This is a genomic window from Nonomuraea sp. NPDC050478, from assembly GCF_044458265.1.
Lineage (GTDB): Bacteria > Actinomycetota > Actinomycetes > Streptosporangiales > Streptosporangiaceae > Nonomuraea > Nonomuraea ferruginea.
Genome location: NZ_JBITHT010000002.1, coordinates 469985 through 485789, shown reverse-complemented (window position 1 = coordinate 485789; position 15805 = coordinate 469985). Strand labels below are relative to the sequence as shown.

13 protein-coding genes and 1 pseudogene are annotated in these 15805 nt (G+C 72.8%); 6 read left to right on the top strand and 8 right to left on the bottom strand.

Annotated elements, in window-relative coordinates; translation table 11 throughout:
• Positions 1-43 precede the first annotated feature (43 nt).
• Entirely contained in the window at positions 44-1114 is a 1071-nt protein-coding gene (locus tag ACIBF7_RS10305; RefSeq protein ID WP_271275832.1) for an ADP-ribosylglycohydrolase family protein, read from the top strand.
• Here ACIBF7_RS10305 and ACIBF7_RS10300 read toward each other — a convergent pair.
• Positions 1111-1863, bottom strand: a complete 753-nt coding sequence (locus ACIBF7_RS10300) for an NUDIX domain-containing protein (protein WP_364235148.1) — start codon at positions 1861-1863, stop codon at positions 1111-1113. The genes ACIBF7_RS10305 and ACIBF7_RS10300 overlap by 4 nt on opposite strands.
• Positions 1864-1892: 29 nt before the next feature.
• On the opposite strand from ACIBF7_RS10300, the pseudogene ACIBF7_RS10295 reads away from it, so the two are divergent.
• Positions 1893-2222, top strand: a pseudogene (locus tag ACIBF7_RS10295) (O-methyltransferase); the annotation flags it as partial.
• A gap of 93 nt (positions 2223-2315) precedes the next feature.
• On the opposite strand, the gene ACIBF7_RS10290 reads toward ACIBF7_RS10295, so the two are convergent.
• Positions 2316-3305, bottom strand: coding sequence for a hypothetical protein (locus ACIBF7_RS10290; protein WP_397196913.1), 990 nt, complete (start codon positions 3303-3305; stop codon positions 2316-2318).
• Positions 3306-3500: 195 nt separating this feature from the next.
• On the opposite strand from ACIBF7_RS10290, the gene ACIBF7_RS10285 reads away from it, so the two are divergent.
• Complete coding sequence (locus ACIBF7_RS10285; protein WP_397196912.1) at positions 3501-4241, top strand: sugar phosphate isomerase/epimerase family protein; 741 nt, start codon at positions 3501-3503, stop codon at positions 4239-4241.
• An 84-nt stretch (positions 4242-4325) separates the two neighbouring features.
• A complete protein-coding gene (locus tag ACIBF7_RS10280; RefSeq protein WP_271275834.1) occupies positions 4326-5138 on the top strand; it encodes a MerR family transcriptional regulator in 813 nt (270 codons plus the stop codon).
• A gap of 101 nt (positions 5139-5239) precedes the next feature.
• On the opposite strand, the gene ACIBF7_RS10275 is transcribed toward ACIBF7_RS10280, so the two are convergent.
• Both ACIBF7_RS10275 and ACIBF7_RS10270 read right to left on the bottom strand, forming a co-directional pair.
• Positions 5240-5980 (bottom strand): SDR family NAD(P)-dependent oxidoreductase, encoded by a 741-nt coding sequence (locus tag ACIBF7_RS10275; RefSeq protein ID WP_397197254.1) that lies wholly within the window; start codon positions 5978-5980, stop codon positions 5240-5242.
• The gene (locus tag ACIBF7_RS10270; RefSeq protein WP_397196911.1) at positions 5977-6954 is read right to left on the bottom strand and encodes an aldo/keto reductase; all 978 of its coding nucleotides are present in this window, start codon (positions 6952-6954) and stop codon (positions 5977-5979) included. Before ACIBF7_RS10270 ends, ACIBF7_RS10275 begins: the two co-directional genes overlap by 4 nt.
• Positions 6955-7031: 77 nt before the next feature.
• Here ACIBF7_RS10270 and ACIBF7_RS10265 point away from each other — a divergent pair, with 77 nt between their 5' ends.
• Entirely contained in the window at positions 7032-9569 is a 2538-nt protein-coding gene (locus tag ACIBF7_RS10265) for a DUF6493 family protein (RefSeq protein WP_397196910.1), read from the top strand.
• A gap of 21 nt (positions 9570-9590) precedes the next feature.
• Here ACIBF7_RS10265 and ACIBF7_RS10260 read toward each other — a convergent pair whose 3' ends face one another.
• From ACIBF7_RS10260 to ACIBF7_RS10245, 4 genes are read right to left on the bottom strand one after another with little or no spacing between them, the layout of a single operon-like run.
• Positions 9591-10586, bottom strand: a complete 996-nt coding sequence (locus ACIBF7_RS10260; protein WP_397196909.1) for a LacI family DNA-binding transcriptional regulator — start codon at positions 10584-10586, stop codon at positions 9591-9593.
• Complete coding sequence (locus tag ACIBF7_RS10255; RefSeq protein ID WP_148032158.1) at positions 10583-11428, bottom strand: carbohydrate ABC transporter permease; 846 nt, start codon at positions 11426-11428, stop codon at positions 10583-10585. The genes ACIBF7_RS10260 and ACIBF7_RS10255 overlap by 4 nt, the downstream gene beginning before the upstream one ends.
• Positions 11428-12336 carry a carbohydrate ABC transporter permease gene (locus tag ACIBF7_RS10250; protein WP_271275838.1) on the bottom strand — a complete coding sequence of 303 codons (909 nt, stop codon included), beginning with the start codon at positions 12334-12336 and terminating at the stop codon, positions 11428-11430. The genes ACIBF7_RS10255 and ACIBF7_RS10250 overlap by 1 nt, the downstream gene beginning before the upstream one ends.
• A complete protein-coding gene (locus ACIBF7_RS10245) occupies positions 12333-13655 on the bottom strand; it encodes an ABC transporter substrate-binding protein (RefSeq protein WP_397196908.1) in 1323 nt (440 codons plus the stop codon). Before ACIBF7_RS10245 ends, ACIBF7_RS10250 begins: the two co-directional genes overlap by 4 nt.
• 158 nt (positions 13656-13813) lie before the next feature.
• Here ACIBF7_RS10245 and ACIBF7_RS10240 point away from each other — a divergent pair, with 158 nt between their 5' ends.
• Entirely contained in the window at positions 13814-15802 is a 1989-nt protein-coding gene (locus ACIBF7_RS10240; protein WP_397196907.1) for a beta-galactosidase, read from the top strand.
• Positions 15803-15805: the final 3 nt, after the last annotated feature.

The window sequence follows — 15805 nt, the reverse complement described above, 5'->3', positions numbered from 1 at the left end:
CATCCATCCCGTACGCGACAAGGCCGGGCATAAGGTGTGGGCCATGGCGGAAGTGACGTACCGCAGCCGGGTCCGCGGATGCGTGCTGGGCGGGGCGATCGGCGACGCGCTCGGCGGGGCGATCGAGTTCGAGTCCATCGCGGGCATCCGCGCCCGTCACGGGCAGGCCGGGGTCACCGGCATGGTGACCGACGGGATCGGCCGCGCGGGGCTGATCACCGACGACACCCAGATGACGCTCTTCACGCTGGAAGGGCTGATCAGGGCCGAGCTGAGGGCCGCCACCCGGGGGTTCGCGGACACCGCGGAGGTGGTCCGGTCCGCCTACCTGCGCTGGCTCGACACCCAGCGGCACGACGCCCCGCCCCCGCCCGGCGACCCGCACCACCGTACGGGCTGGCTGCGCGAGCAGCGGTGGCTGTACGCGCGGCGGGCGCCCGGCAACGCGTGCCTGTCGGGGCTGCGCGCGCGGCCCGGCCGGGACGGGCCCCTGGGAGAGCCGGGGCCGGTCAACCGCGACTCCAAGGGCTGCGGCACCGTCATGCGGTCGGCGCCGTTCGGGCTTCTCGGGGGCTCCGCGCGGGAGGCGTTCGAGCTGGCCGCCGCCTGCGCGCGGATCACCCACGGCCACCCCACCGGCTACTACGCGGCCGGCGCCTTCGCCGCCCTCGTCCACTTCGTGGCCGAGGATCTGACCCTGTACGAGGCGGTCCACGAGACGCTCCGCCTGCTGGCCACGTACCCCGGGCACGAGGAGACCAGCGTCGCCCTGCGGGCGGCGGACGAGCTGGCAGGAAAGGGCGAGCCGAGCCCGGAGCGGGTGGAGAGCCTCGGCGGGGGATGGGTGGCCGAGGAGGCGCTGGCCATCGCCGTCTACTGCGCGCTCACGCGCGAGAAGGACTTCGCCGCGGCGCTGCTGCTGGCCGTCAACCACTCCGGCGACAGCGACTCCACCGGCTCCATGACCGGCAATCTTCTCGGCGCCGTGCGCGGCGAGGACGCCCTGCCGGTCGCCTGGCTGTATCTGCTGGAAGGCCGCGAGACCATCACCGAACTGGCCGACGACTTCGCCGGCCGCGGGCGCGCCGACCCGGCCAAGTATCCGCCGGGCTAGAACCCGTACAGGCCGAAAGCCTCACCGCGCCCGATGCCGCGCAGCGCCTCGGCCGGATAGCCGACCGTGTCCTGCGGCAGCCGGTCCAGCGGGAACCAGCCGAGCTCGGAGCACTTGTGCGGCTCGGCGTTGTACGGCTCGCCCGCCCACCTCTCCGCCACGAAGAAGAGCCCCACCCGCTCCGGTGCCCGGTGCATCACGTGGGCGAAGACCAGGTCGGCGGGGTCGACGCGGACGCCCACCTCCTCGCGGGCCTCCCGCGCCGCCGCCTCCGTCGCCGACTCGCCCGCCTCCAGGTGGCCGCTCGGCAGGTGCCACAGCCCGTCGGCGTACCCGGTGCCGGATCGGCGCCCCATCAGCACCTCGCCGTCGCGGACCAGCAGGACGTGCACGTCCACGATCGCCCGGAACCGGTCCCGGGCGGCGCGCCGGTCGATGTCCTGGATCCACTTGACCGCCACGGCCGCCACCTGCGTCAGCTCCGCCCGCAACCGGTCGGGGTCCTCCTCGGCGAACGCCTCCAGCACCTCCTCCACCAGCACGTGCCGCCAGGTCAGCCGCCCCTCGCGGGACGCCTCCCCGGTCTCCCGCTTCGCCCGCTCCGCCTCGTCGCCGTGCTGCGGGCCGGTGCCGTCGGTGAGGCCCTCCTGGACGCCCCACCGCCGATCCTGCGCCACCCGCTCGTCCGCCACCGCCCGCAGCACCCTGCCGAGCGAACCGGGCAGACCGTAGTCGCCGTCGATCGTCATGGGTCGGCAGCATAGGGAATCCTGTGCTCATGGAGGATCTCGTACGGCGGGCCACCGAGCGGGCCGGGTTCGCGTACTCGTGCGACCCGGGTGTCGGACGGCTCCTCGCCGTGCTCGCCGCGGGGCTGCCGGCGCGGGCGCGGGTGCTGGAGATCGGGACCGGGACGGGAGTGGGGACGGCCTGGCTCGTGTCCGGGCTGACGCCGCGCACGGACGTCACCGTCACCACCATCGAGCGCGACGCCGGGCGCGCCGGGCTCGCGCGGCAGGGGGAGTGGCCGGGGTTCGTGGAGTTCCGCACGGGCGACGCGCTGGAGATGCTGTCCGCGCTCGGGCCGTTCGACCTGATCTTCGCGGACTCGCCGGCCGGCAAGCACGCGGCGGGCGACGCCCGGCCCCGCCGAACCCGGGAGGGACAGGGCAGGGCTCAGCGGGGCCGAGGGGGTACGGGATCAGGAGGTGGCGCGGGCCACGGCGATCACGGTGGAGCCGCGCTGGCCCGCCTCGTAGAACATGTACGAGACGCCGCCGTCGGTGCCGAAGGCCGGGGCGGCCGAGCGCCGGGAGTCGGGGCCGCCGGTCAGCGGGGTGTGGAAGACGCCGAGGTGCACCTCCCGGTCGAAGGAGTTGCCGACCTCGGTGAGGTACATCTTGCCCGAGTTGCCGTGGTAGACGACGTACGTGGTGCCGTTGCGCTTGAGCAGGTGCGGCCCGCTCAGGTCGGTGAGGCCGTCGCCCGCGGGGGAGATGAGCGGGTTCGGGGCGAACTGCCAGCTCACCGCGTCGCCCGACCAGCCCCAGAAGATCTTGCGGTTGCCGCCGTGGTTGCCCATGAACACCATCACGTACCGGGCGCCCCGCGCCGGGATCGCGTGGTCGAAGACCCGCGCGTAGGAGGCCTCCGAGATGCCGGGCACCATCGAGGTGTTCAGCACGACGCCGTGGTAGCTGAAGTCGACCCCGTTGGCCGAGGTGGCGAGCCGGGTCGTGCTGTTCTCGCCGTGGAAGTACAGGTACCAGCGGCGGGAGGCGGCGTGCCAGAGCACGTGCGGTGACGACACGTGACTGACGTTGAAGTGCGGGCCCCACTGCCGGCTGACGATCGGGTTGGCGTGATACTCGGTGAACGGCCCGGCGAGTGAGTCGCCGTAGGCCAGGCAGATGCCGCCGGGCGCGTCGTGCGGGGCGTAGTAGAGGTAGTACCTGCCGAGCCCGCCCGGCATGCGGTCGTACGTGCCGCGCACGCACGGGAAGATCAGCTCGCCGGTCGGGTTGTAGCGCAGCGCCGAGGTGTTCAGCGACCGGCCGAGGTAGGCGTACGAGGGAAAGCCCGCGGGCCCGGCGGCGGCAGCGGCGGCGGGGGAGGAGAGCGCGGGGAGGGCGACGGCCGTGCCTGCGGCGGCGCGCAGGATCGTGCGGCGGTCGAGGATCGGATCGGACATGCTCTGCCCTTTCGTGATCACACCGGCGGGGGGCCGGTGTGATCACCGAGCATCGGTCAGCGAAAAGCGTCAGTCAACCTGCTAATACGAATTACTTCAGTGCGTGGTGAGCCTCCGGCGGTGGCGCCGCTTCCCGGGATGCCGGCGGCTCCCTAAGATCGATGGACTGGATCATGTAGTAGCAGGGGGTATGTCGTGCTTGTTCCCGCCGTCCAGCTCTACTCCGTACGCGCCGAGATGTCCGTGCGGCCGACGACGACTCTGACGTCCCTCGCCGCGATGGGGTACCGGGCCGTGGAGCCCACCTTCGGGCTCCTGGGCGACGACCCCCGCGCCTTTCGCGACCTGCTGGAGGCGAACGGGCTCACCGCCTGCTCGCTGCACGGGCCGCTGCTGGACGAGCACGCGCCCGCCGTGCTGGAGGCCGCCACGGCCATCGGCACGGACACGGTGATCATCCCGGCGATCCCGCCGGACGGGTTCTCCGATCGTGCCGCCGTGGAGGAGAGCGCCCGGCTGATCAACGCCGCCGCCGCCCGCGCCGCCGGGGCGGGGCTGCGGCTCGGCTACCACAACCACCACTGGGAGCTTTCGGCGCGGATCGGCGACCGGCACGCCCTTGAGGCGCTCGCCGAACTGCTCGACCCGGACGTCCTGCTGGAGGTGGACCTCTACTGGGCCGTGGTGGGCGGCGCCGACGTGCCCGGCCTGCTGGCCCGGCTCGGCGACCGGGTCACCCACCTGCACGTCAAGGACGGCCCCGGCACCGTCGACGACGCCATGACCGCGGTCGGCTCCGGCACGCTGCCGATCCCGGACATCCTGGCGGCCGCCCCCGGCGACGCCTGGCGGATCGTCGAGCTCGACCGCTGCGACGGCGACATGCTCGAAGCCCTCGCCGCCTCCCGCGCCTATCTTGACGGGCTCGGCGGGTAGTCCACGTTCCGCCGGCTCAGGCCTCGGCGTCCGCGCCGCGTTCTTGACCCTCACACCGTGTCAGGCGGTCGACTTGGAGACATCATGTTCACCATCGGAGACTTCGCCAGGCACGGTCGCGTCTCGGTACGGATGCTGCGTCACTACGACGCCACCGGCCTGCTGCGCCCGGCCCACGTCGATCCGGCCACCGGCTACCGCTACTACACGGCCGCCCAGCTGGCCCGCCTCAACCGCGTCATCGCGCTCAAGGACCTCGGCTTCACCCTCCAACAGGTCCGGGCGATCCTGGACGAGAAGGTGACCATCGGGGAACTGCGCGCCATGCTCCGGCTGCGGCGCGCCGACCTGGAGGCGGCGATCACGGCGGCGGCGGCCCGGCTGGCCCAGGTCGAGGCGAGGCTCCGCTCGATCGAGAGCGAGGGGCAGATGCCCAGCAACGATGTCGTACTGAAGAGCCTGCCGAGCGTGCGGGTGGCCGAACTGACCGCGGTGGCACCGGACTTCGACACCGTCGGCCCGGTCATCCAGCCGCTTTACGAGGAGCTGTCCCGGCGCCTGGAGGCGGCGGGCATCGCCCCCTCCGGGCCCGCGGTCGCCTGCTACGAGGACGCGCCGGACGGCGGGATCCTCATCCGAGCGGGCGTCGAGGTCTCCGCGCCCCTCGGCGAGGACGACGGGCTGCGGATCGTGGACCTGCCGCCCGTCGAGCAGGCGGCGACCGTCATGCACCGCGGCTCCATGGAGACCGTCCTGCCCACCGTCCAGACCCTCGGCCGCTGGATCGACGCCAACGGCTACCGTTCCGTCGGCTACCCCCGGGAGATCAACCTGGAGTGTCCCGACAACCACGACGAGTGGGTCACCGAACTCCAGGAACCGGTGAACAAGGTCTGAACACGTTACGGCGACACGGCTCCCAGAGAATCTCGCTGGGAGCCGTGATCGGCGATGTCAGAAGTCGAAGATGCCATTCTTCTACCACCCGGCTCCGCCTCTCAGCGCAGGTAGCTGGCGCCGTTCAGGTCGATGATGGTGCCGCTGGCCCACTCCGCCTCCGGCGAGGCCAGGTACACGACGGCGGCGGCGATCTCCTCCGGGCGGGCCACGCGGCCGAACGGGCTCTGGGCGCGGATCTCGTCGCCCCTGGGCGGTTTGAGGTGCTCGTTCGTCATGTCCGTCTCGACGAAGCCCGGCGCGACCGCCGCCACCGCGATGCCCTTCGGCGCCAGGGACACCGCGAGCGACTGGGTGAGCGCGTTCAGGCCCGCCTTGCTGGCGCCGTACGCGGGACTGTCGGGCTCGCCGCGGAAGGCGCCGCGCGAGGAGACGTTGACGATGCGACCGCCCCGCGGCATGTGGGGGAGCGCGCACCAGATCATGTTCGCCGCGCCGACCAGGTTGAGGTCGAGTGTCCGGCGCCAGGCCGCCTGCCACTCCTCGTAGGTGAGGTCCGTGACCGGGTGGTGCAGGAACACGCCGGCGTTGTTGACCAGCACGTCGATGCCGCCCAGGGCGGTGGCCGCCTCGTCCACGACGCGGCGCACCGCCTCCGGGTCGGCCAGGTCCGCCTGGACGACCGTGTGTCCCTCGCCCGGCAGCTCGTCCAGCAGCCCGGAGGCGAGGGCGGGGGAGTCGCGATGGTGGACCGCCACCCGGTCACCCAGCTCCGCGAACGCCGTCGCGACGGCCCGCCCGATCCCCCGCGACGCCCCGGTGACGAGAACCGCCCGGCTCACCATCGGTCGTGCACCTGCGGACGGATGAGCTCGTCGTACACGTCGCGTACGGCCTGGAGGGTCTCCGGCGGGAGGGACGGGAGCGCGGCCGCGGCGGCGTTGGCGGCGGCCTGGGCAGGGTTGCGGGCGCCGGGGATGACGACGGACACGCCGGGCTGGTCGAGGATCCAGCGCAGCGCGAACTGCGCCATCGTCGCCCCCTCGGGCACCAGCGGGGCCAGCCGCCGGACCGCCTCCAGGCCGGTGCGGAAGTCCACGCCGGAGAACGTCTCGCCCACGTCGAACGACTCGCCGTGGCGGTTGAAGGTGCGGTGGTCGTCGGGCGCGAACGTGGTGTTCTCGTCGTAGCGGCCCGACAGCAGGCCGCTGGCCAGCGGCACCCGGGCGATGATGCCGACACCCGCCTCGCGGGCCGCGGGCAGCACCCGCTCCAGCGGCTTGAGCCGGAACGCGTTCAGGATGATCTGCACCGTCGCCACGCCCGGCCGGGCGATCGCCGTCAGCGCCTCCTCGCACGTCTCCACGCTCACCCCGTACGCGGCGATCTTCTCCTCCGCGACCAGCGTGTCGAGCGCGTCGAACACCGCGTCGGACGAGTACACCGGCGTGGGCGGGCAGTGCAGCTGCACCAGGTCGACGGTGTCGACGCCGAGGTTGCGGCGGGAGCGCTCGTTCCAGGCGCGGAAGTTCGCCATCAGGTAGTTCTCCGGCACCTGGTCCATCCGGCGGCCCATCTTGGTGGCCACCGTGAGGTCCGGGTGGGCCTTGGCGAACCGGCCGACGATCTGCTCGCTGCGGCCGTCGCCGTAGACGTCGGCGGTGTCGATGAACGTCACCCCGTCGCCGACCGCCGCCGAGAGCGTCGCGACCGCGTCGTCCTCGCTCACCTGCCCCCAGTCGGCCCCGAGCTGCCAGGCTCCCAGTCCCACCACACCGACTCGCCGTCCGGTACGTCCCAACACACGCTGTTCCATGGACGGCAACTCTTCCATACCTGGCTTGAGGTCGCCGGATCGGTGAATTGTCGGGCCGGGTCAGTAGGGTCCGCGCCATGTCCGCACCGTGGAAAGATCTTCTCAAGCTGATCCAGGCCGGCGACACCGCCGGCACCGTCCGCTCCGTCGCCGCCTTCGACGCGGACGCGAGGAAGGCCGTCGCCGCCGAGCTCGCGCCCTACCTCGCGGCGCAGAACAAGGCGTACGCCGGCAGGTTCTGGGAGTGGACGGGCCAGTTACGGCCCCTGCTCATGGCGGGCGTCGGCTGCCTCGGCGGGGCGGCGGCCGTGACCTCGTGGATCTTCCGGCGCGAGCTCCGGTGGCGCGATCCGGCGGGCGACGACGCGCCGCGCGTCCTCGGCCTGATCCGTACGCGCCCGGTGGAGTGGCAGGAGGATCTCGCCCGGCGGACGGTGCTGCGGCTGCGGGCGGACCAGGAACGCGAGTGGGAGATCGTCGCGGCTCTGGTCAGGGCGACCGGCATCGAGCCGCCGGACAGCGACCCGTTCCTGACCGGGTGGGTGCGGCGGCTCGGATCCGCGCCGGGCGCTGACGATCCCCTGTTCCCGCACCTCGCGCCCAGGATCTTCGAGACGGCCGGGCTGCGGGAGGCGTTCTCGTGGCCGCAGCGCGATGGCGTGCTGCGGCTGATCGAGAGCGGTCGCCTGGATCGCGGCGAGGTGCTCGGCCAGGTCATGGGACGGCTGCTGCGCGACGGGCCCGACGCGCCGCCGGTGCTCGCCCAGCTGCACGACGACCTGGCGCCGGACCTCGACGAGGTGGCCGGACGGGTCCGCGACTATGCGGCGATCCTGCCCGCCGCGCCTGTCACCGTGGCCGACATGGCGCTGGCGCGGCTGCGGCAGGCCGACGAGGCGGGGCGGCTGGAGGCGGAGCTGTTCGCCGAGGCGGCGGGGGCGCTGGCGTTCCGGCAGGAGAAGAAGCTCGTGCGGGCGGCCGTCGCGTGGGCGCGTGACGCCGCCGGGCGCGGGCCGGAACGGGTCGACGCCGCGCTGGGGGTGGTGGCGGCGGTGTTCCGGCAGGACACGCTCGCGCTGCAGGAGTACGCCGTCCGGGCGGCGGTGCGGTTGGCCGGACGGGCGGGCGAGGAAGGTCGGCAGGCCGTCCTGGACGCCGCGGGCGGGCTCCCCGCCGAGCTGCGGGAGAAGATCGCCGGCGCGTACGGGGAAGCCATCGAGGCCGATGAAGCCGAGGCGCCCGCGCTGGTCGCGGCGCCCGCGCCGAGCCTGCCGTCGCCCATCGCGTCGCCGGGCGAACTCGCCGAGGCGGTCGCTGCCGTGGGGCCGAAGTCGGGAGCGGACACGTTCGAGCGGGTCCTGGCCGGGCTCGCCGAGTGGGCGCACCGGGAGCCGGACACCCTGCGCGAGGCGCTGCGACCCTGGTGGCATCCGCTGGACCCGCACCTGTTCGGCTGCCATCACCCGTATGGGAGCGACGAGCGGCTTCACCAGCTGCTCGTGCGGGCGGTGCTCGCGTTCGCCTCACCGGAAGACAGCCTGCGGCTCACCGCGCTGATCCGGGGCGGCCGGGTCAACCGCGAAGGCGGCGGGCTGGACCGGCTCTACGAGGCGCGGGCCCGCGAACTGATCGCCGCCTACGAGACGGCGTCCGCACCGCCCCTCCTGCTCGCCACGCCTACCTCCGGCACCGGCCACATCGCTCCCGAGGTGCTGCTCGACCGCCTCGAACGGCTGGCGTCGGCCGGCCTGGAGCCGTTGCCCGCCGACCTCGCGCACGCCCTCCTGCGGCTGCCGCGTACGGTCGGCGAGGCGGTGGCGGAGCGGGCGGAGAAGCTCGGCACGCGGGCGGGCCGGGAGTGCGCGGCGTGGCTGCGCGGCGGCGGGCTGCCCGACCCCGAGGTCCGGTGCTCGATGGTCAAGCACGTCGGATACGCGACGGGCCACGTCGGATACGGGTGGACGCGCGAGGAGCTCCAGTCCGAGCTGGAGCTGCCGGAGCCGCTGCACGACCTGGCGCGGCGGGACACGTCCTGGTCCTCCACGATGCGCTGGTGGCCGATGGCGGCGCCGTCGCATCGCGAGCTGGTGGCGGCGCATCTGCTGACCGCCCTCGACGCCTGGGGCGACGGGCATCTCGCGCTCGCCGCGCTGGCGCACGGCGACGGGCCCGCCGGGACGGCGGTGGCGCACGCGCTGGCCATCGGGATGAGCGAGCCGGACGTCGCGAAGCGGGCGGCGGCCGTGGACGCGTTCCTCACCCTGGCCGCCCGGGACGAGGTGCCCGCGCAGCGGCTGGCGAAGGCGGTCGCCGGGCTGCTGCCGCCGGGGCTGGTCATGCTGTCCCGGGTGGTGTCCGCGCTCGACGAGGCGGTCCAGGCCGGGGCGCACGCGGCGGTGTGGCCGGTGGTGGCCCCGCTGCTGCCGCGCGTGCTGCCCGCCGCGGGGGAGCGCCCGCGCAACGGGCTCGCGGACCTGCTCGCCGTGGGCGCCCGGGCCGCCGCGCTCGCCGGGGCACGCGGCGAGATCCCGGAGCTGGCGGCCGTAGCGGCCCGGAAGGGATCCACCCGGCTGGTGCGGGAAGCACAGCGGCTCCACCAACTGCTCGCGGGGTGACAGCTCGCGAAGCGCCTTCTGTCAGGCGGACTCGCGGATCACCAGCTCGGTCGGGAGCACCACCGGCTCGGGCTTCTCGGCGCCGTCGAGCCGGGCCAGCAGCAGGTTGATGGTCGCGTTCGCCATCTCCGCCAGCGGCTGCCTGATCGTCGTGAGCGGCGGGAGGGTGGAGGTGGCCACCGAGGAGTCGTCGAAGCCGCCCACCGCCACGTCGTCCGGCACCCGCCGGCCCGCCGCGCGCAGGGTCGTCAGGGCGCCGGCCGCCATCAGGTCGGAGGCGACGAACACCGCGTCGAGGTCAGGGGTGCGCTCCAGCAGCTCGGCCATGGCTCGCTCGCCGCTGGCCTGGGTCCAGTCGCCGTGCGCGATGAGCTTCTTGGACGCCTTGCGGCCCAGCACGTCGGCGAAGCCCTCCAGGCGCTGGATGCCGCCGGGGGTGTCCATCGGGCCGGTGATCATGGCGATCCGCTTGTGGCCCCGGCTCACCAGGTATTCGGTCATCTGCCGGGCGCCCAGGCGATCGTCCGCGGCCGCGTACGGGATGACGTTCTCGCGCCCGATGACCGCGCCGCACGAGACGGCGGGGGCGGCGGCGGCGAGGGCGTCGGCCAGCGGGTCGCCCGCGTGGGTCGTCACCAGGAGCACGCCGTCGGCGTGGCCGCCGCGCACGTAGCGCACCACCCGGTCGCGGTCGCCCTCGTTGCCGGCGAGCATCATCACCAGCGAGATGTCGCGCTCGGCCAGGCGGCGGATCGCCACCCGGATGAGCGTGCTGTAGTTGGGGTCCTCGAACAGCATCTGGTCCGGCTCCGACAGCACCATGGCCACGGAGCCGGTGCGCTGCGTGACCAGGCTGCGGGCGGCGCGGTTGACGACGTAGCCGGTCTCGGTGATGGCCCGCTCGATCGCGGCCCGCGCGGCCGGGCTGACGTAGCGGTCGCCGTTGAGCAGCCTGGACACCGTGCCGCGGGACACGCCCGCGGCAGCGGCGACGTCGTGGATGGTAGGGCGCTTCATTTCACCGCTCCGGAGGACAGGTCTGTCCTCCAGTATCGCTGCATCGTGAGGAAGAGCGCGATCAGCGGGATGATCGACAGCAGCGCGCCGGTCAGGATCAGGTTGTACAGCGCCGGCTGGTTGGCCCCGGCCGCCAGCAGCGTGTAGAGCCCGACCGTGAGCGGGAACTTGCCGTCGTCGCCCAGCATGATGAACGGCAGCAGGAAGTTGTTCCAGATGGCCACGAACTGGAAAAGGAAGATCGTCACCATGCCCGGCACCATCAGCGGCAGCGCCACCCGCGACATGAGCGTCCACTCGCCGGCCCCGTCGATCCGCCCGGCCTCCAGCAGCGAGTCCGGGATGGCGGCGGTCGCGTACACCCGGGCGAGGTAGATGCTGTACGGGGACAGGATCTGCGGCAGCAGCACCGCCCAGTACGTGTCCGCCATCCCCACCTTCGAGAACAGCAGATACTGCGGGATGGCCAGCACCACGGCCGGCACCAGGATGCCGCCGATCAGCAGGTTGAAGATCAGCGCCCGGCCCGGGAAGCGGTACTTGGCCAGCGCGTACCCGGAGACCGCGGCGACCACGGTGGCCAGCAGCGAGCCGCCGCCCGCGTAGACGAACGTGTTGACCAGCCACAGCCAGAACACCCCGTCGCGGTAGGCGAGCAGATCGGACACGTTGGAGAGGAAGCCGGTGCCGAAGGCCATGGTCGGCGTGGTGAACAGCTCCCCGGGCGACTTGGTCGCCGCGATCAGCACCCAGCTCACCGGGAACAGGCAGTAGATCGCGCCGGCCAGCAGCACGGCGGTCGGCAGCAGGCCGGTGGACCGGCGGGTCGTGACGGCGGCCATCAGCCCTCCCCGAAGGCGCGGTCGCGGACCACGCGCAGAAATCCGAACGCCAGGACGAAGGAGACGGCGGCGATGACGATCGAGGTGGCCGCCGCCGCGTACAGGTCACCGGTGACGAACGCGTCCCGGTAGACCTTCATCAGCGGGCTCCACGTGGAGCTGATCGTGTTCGTGAACGGCCGCAGCGTGGTCGGCTCGGTGAACACCTGGATCGTCGCGATGATCGAGAACACGGTGGTCAGGATGATCGCCGGCATCAGCAGCGGGATCTTGATCCGCAGCGCGATCTGCGTCTCGGTGGCGCCGTCGAGCCGCGCCGCCTCATAGTAGTCTCGCGGCACCGCCCGCAGCGCCGTGTAGAGCACCAGCATGTTGAAGCCGGTCCCGCCCCATACCGCCACGTTGGCCATCGAGTACGTGACCGTGGTCGCGCCGAGCAGGTCCACGTCCAGCACCGCCCGGATCGGGCTGAGCGACGGCAGGTAGAGGAACCCCCACAGCAGCGACGCGGCCACGCCGGGCACCGCGTACGGCAGGAAGATCGCGATCCGGCCGAAGCGGGCCAGCCGCACCCGGGCCGAGTCCAGGGCCAGCGCGAACACCAGCGCCAGCCCCAGCATCACGACCAGCACGATCGCGCCGTACCCGAGCACCCGCAGCCACCCGGCCCACAGCTCGCCGTCGGTGATCGCGGCGGCGAAGTTGTCGAACCCGGCGAACACCTCGCGCCGCGACCCGCCCCCCAGCCCGAGCCCGGACACCCGGGTCCGGCGCATCGCCAGGTAGGCGGTGTAGCCGATCGGCACCGCCAGGAACAGCACGAACAGCACGATCGCCGGGGTGAGGAACAGGTACGGGGCGAGCAAGGGGCGGCGCGCGGCGCGCCGCCTCTTCGCGGAGTACGTCATGACGCGAGCGAGAACCCGGACTTGCGCATGTCGGCGACGGTGGCCTCGTGCATCGCCCTGACGGCGCCGGAGAACGGGCTGCCGTCCTGCAACGCCTTGTCGAAGCCGTCCCTGAAGGCGTTGTACGTGACGCCGACGTTGGGCCCGAAGGTGAAGCCGCGCGCCCCGGCGGAGGCCTGGGCGGCCTGCTGCCAGAAGTCCGGCTGGTTGGCGAAGTAGCCGGGCGCCTCGGTGAGCGCCGTCTGCGCCTTGGTGGCCGCCGGATAGATCGCGGCCTCCTTCACCAGCGCGTCGACCGCCTCCGGGTCGGTGTTGAGCCAGGTGGCGAACTGGGCCGCGGCGGCCCTGTTCGGCGACTTGGCGGCGACCGCCACGGAGGAGCCGCCCCAGAAGCCGGTGTGGTTCTCGCCGGCGTTCCACTGCGGCATCGGGGCGATCGCCCACTTGCCCTCGGCCTTGGGCGCGTTGCTCTCCAGCGTGCCCGGCGCCCAGATCGCCGACGGCCAGGTGAGCAGCTTGCCGTCGGCGAGCGCCTTGTTCCACTCGGGGGTGAAGTACGGCGTGTCGTCGATGGCGCCCTCCTTGACCAGGCCGTCCCAGTAGTCGGCGACCTTGACGGTGGGCGCGTCGGCGATGTCCACCTTCCAGGCCTCGCCGCTGATCGACCACCACTGGGCGCCCGCCTGCTGGGCGAGGCCGGTGAACGCGCCGGGGTCCTTGCTGGAGAAGGTGCCCAGGTAGACCTTGGGGTCCTTCTTCCGCACGGCGCGGGCCGCCTCGGCGTACTCGTCCCAGGTCTTCGGGACCTCGATGCCGTACTCGTCGAACAGGTCCTGGCGGTAGAAGAGCATCATCGGGCCGCTGTCCTGCGGGACCGCGTACACGCCCTCGGTGCCGAGCGTGACGAGCCCCCACACGCCCTCGCCGAACTCGCCCTTGACCGCCTCCGTCTCGGCCTTGAGGTCGGCCACCGCCTCGGCCGCCACGAACGACGGCAGGTGCTGGTATTCGGCCTGCACCAGGTCCGGCGGGTTGCCGGCCTTGGCCGCGGTGAGGAACTTGGCGGCGGCGTCGTCGCCCCCGGCCTGCTTGCTGACCGTCACCTGGATGTCGGGGTGCGCCTTGTTCCACACCTCGACGACCTTGTCCATGTTGGGAGCCCACGTCCAGTACGTGAGCTTGACCGGGCCCTGCGGGGCCTGAGACTGCGTCCGCGCCGCCTCCGGAGTGCCGGCGGGCTCGCCGCCGCCACATCCGGACAGGGTCAGGGTGGCCGCGAGCGCTGCGGCCAAGGCGGCTCCGAGGCGTGTGGCACGCATGCATACCTCCAGATGTTCTCTGTGAACGTGCACAGACTGGATCAGCCATCAGTGCGGGGTCAAGGGCCCGTTATGTTCTCGTTAGTCTCCTGGTCGGTTTCCAAGAACCGTGACGCGCGCTACTGTGCACGTTCACAGAAGTACGACAAGGGGGATGGATGTATCCGGAGCGTCCGGCCGGTATCGCCTACGGCGGGGACTACAACCCCGAGCAGTGGCCGCGCGAGGTGCACGAGGAGGACGTCGCCCTGATGCGCGAGGCCGGGGTCAACCTGGTGAGCCTCGGCATGTTCTCGTGGGCGCTGATGGAGCCGGAGGAGGGCCGCCACGAGTTCGGCTGGCTGGACGAGATCATCGACCGGCTGCACGCCGCCGGCATCGCGGTCGACCTGGCCACGCCCACCGCCGCGCCGCCCGCCTGGTTCACCGCCCGCCACCCGGACACGCTGCCCGTCGGCCGCGACGGCGTGCGGATCGGCTTCGGCGGCAGGCAGAACGCCTGCTCCAGCGCGCCCGCCTTCCGCGAGGCCACCGCCCGCCTGGTGCGCGCGCTAGCCACCCACTACCGCGGCCATCCCGCCGTGGTCATGTGGCACGTGCACAACGAGTACGGGGCGCCGCTGGGCGAGTGCTACTGCGAGCACAGCGTCGCCGCCTGGCGCGACTGGCTGCGCCGCACCTACCGCGACCTGGCCGAGCTCAACGACGCCTGGGGCACCGCGTTCTGGGGGCAGCGCTACACCGACTGGGCGCAGATCGACGCCCCCCGCCACAACCACACCGCCGTCAACCCGGCCCAGCGGCTCGACTTCGCCCGCTTCAGCGACGGCCAGCACCGCGAGCACTACGCGCTGCAGCGCGACATCCTGCGCGAGATCACCCCCGGCGTGCCGGTGACGACCAACTTCGCCGGCACCGTGAACTGCAAGTCGACCGACCTGTGGCAGTGGGCGCGCGAGCTCGACGTGGTCGCCAACGACCACTACCTGAAGGCCGAGCAGCCGGACAACCACATCGACCTGGCCATGTCCGCCGACCTGGCGCGCTCGGTGGCCGGGGGAGAGCCGTGGATGCTCATGGAGCACTCGGCCGGCGCGGTCAACTGGCAGCCGCGCAACCTCGCCAAGCGGCCCGGCGAGATGCGCCGCAACAGCCTCGCGCACGTCGCCCGCGGCTCCGACAGCGTGCTGTTCTTCCAGTTCCGCGCCTCGCGGTTCGGCGCGGAGAAGTTCCACTCCGCGATGGTGCCGCACGCCGGCGCCGGCTCCGCGCAGTGGCGCGAGATCGTCGACCTCGGCGCCGACCTGCGCAGGCTCGCCGGCGTGCGGGGCAGCCGGGTGCGCGCCGACGTCGCCCTGGTGTGGGACTGGGAGTCGTACTGGGCGCTGGAGCTCGACTGGCGGCCGTCGGTGGACCTGCGGTTCCGTGAGCGGGCCGACGCCTTCTACGAGGCGCTCTGGCGGGAGCACGTCACCGTCGACTTCGTCCACCCGTCCGCCGACATGTCGCGTTATCGGGTGGTGGTCGCGCCGAGCGCGTACCTGCTCACCGAGGCTTCGGCCAAGAACCTGCACCGGTACGTGGAAGCAGGCGGAAACCTGCTCGTCTCGTACTTCTCCGGCATCGTCGACGAGCACGACACCATCCACCCCGGCGCCTACCCGGGCGCGCTGCGCGAGGTGCTCGGCCTGTCGATCGAGGAGTTCCACCCGCTGCGCGAGCACGAGACCGTCGCCGTCACCGGCGGGCTCGACGGGCGGATCTGGTCCGAGCGGATCCACCCGGCCGGGGCCGTCGCCGAGCGCGAGTTCGCCTCCGGGCCGGACGCCGGGCATCCCGCGCTCACCCGCCACGACCTCGGCGCCGGCACCGCCTGGTACCTGGCCACCGCCCCCGTCACCGGCCTGCGCGAGCTGCTGGCCGGGGTGCTCGACCGCGCCGGCGTGAGCCGCCCGCGCGGCCTGCCCGACACGCTGGAACTGGTCCGGCGCGGCCGCCACCTGTTCCTCATCAACCACGGCGACGAGCCGGTGACGGTCGAGGGGGTGACCGGCACGGGCGTGTTCGACGGGGCGCACCACGACGGGCCGGTGACCGTCGCGGCCGGCGCCGTGACGGTCGTCGAGGAGCAATCCCCCCACCCCTAGGAG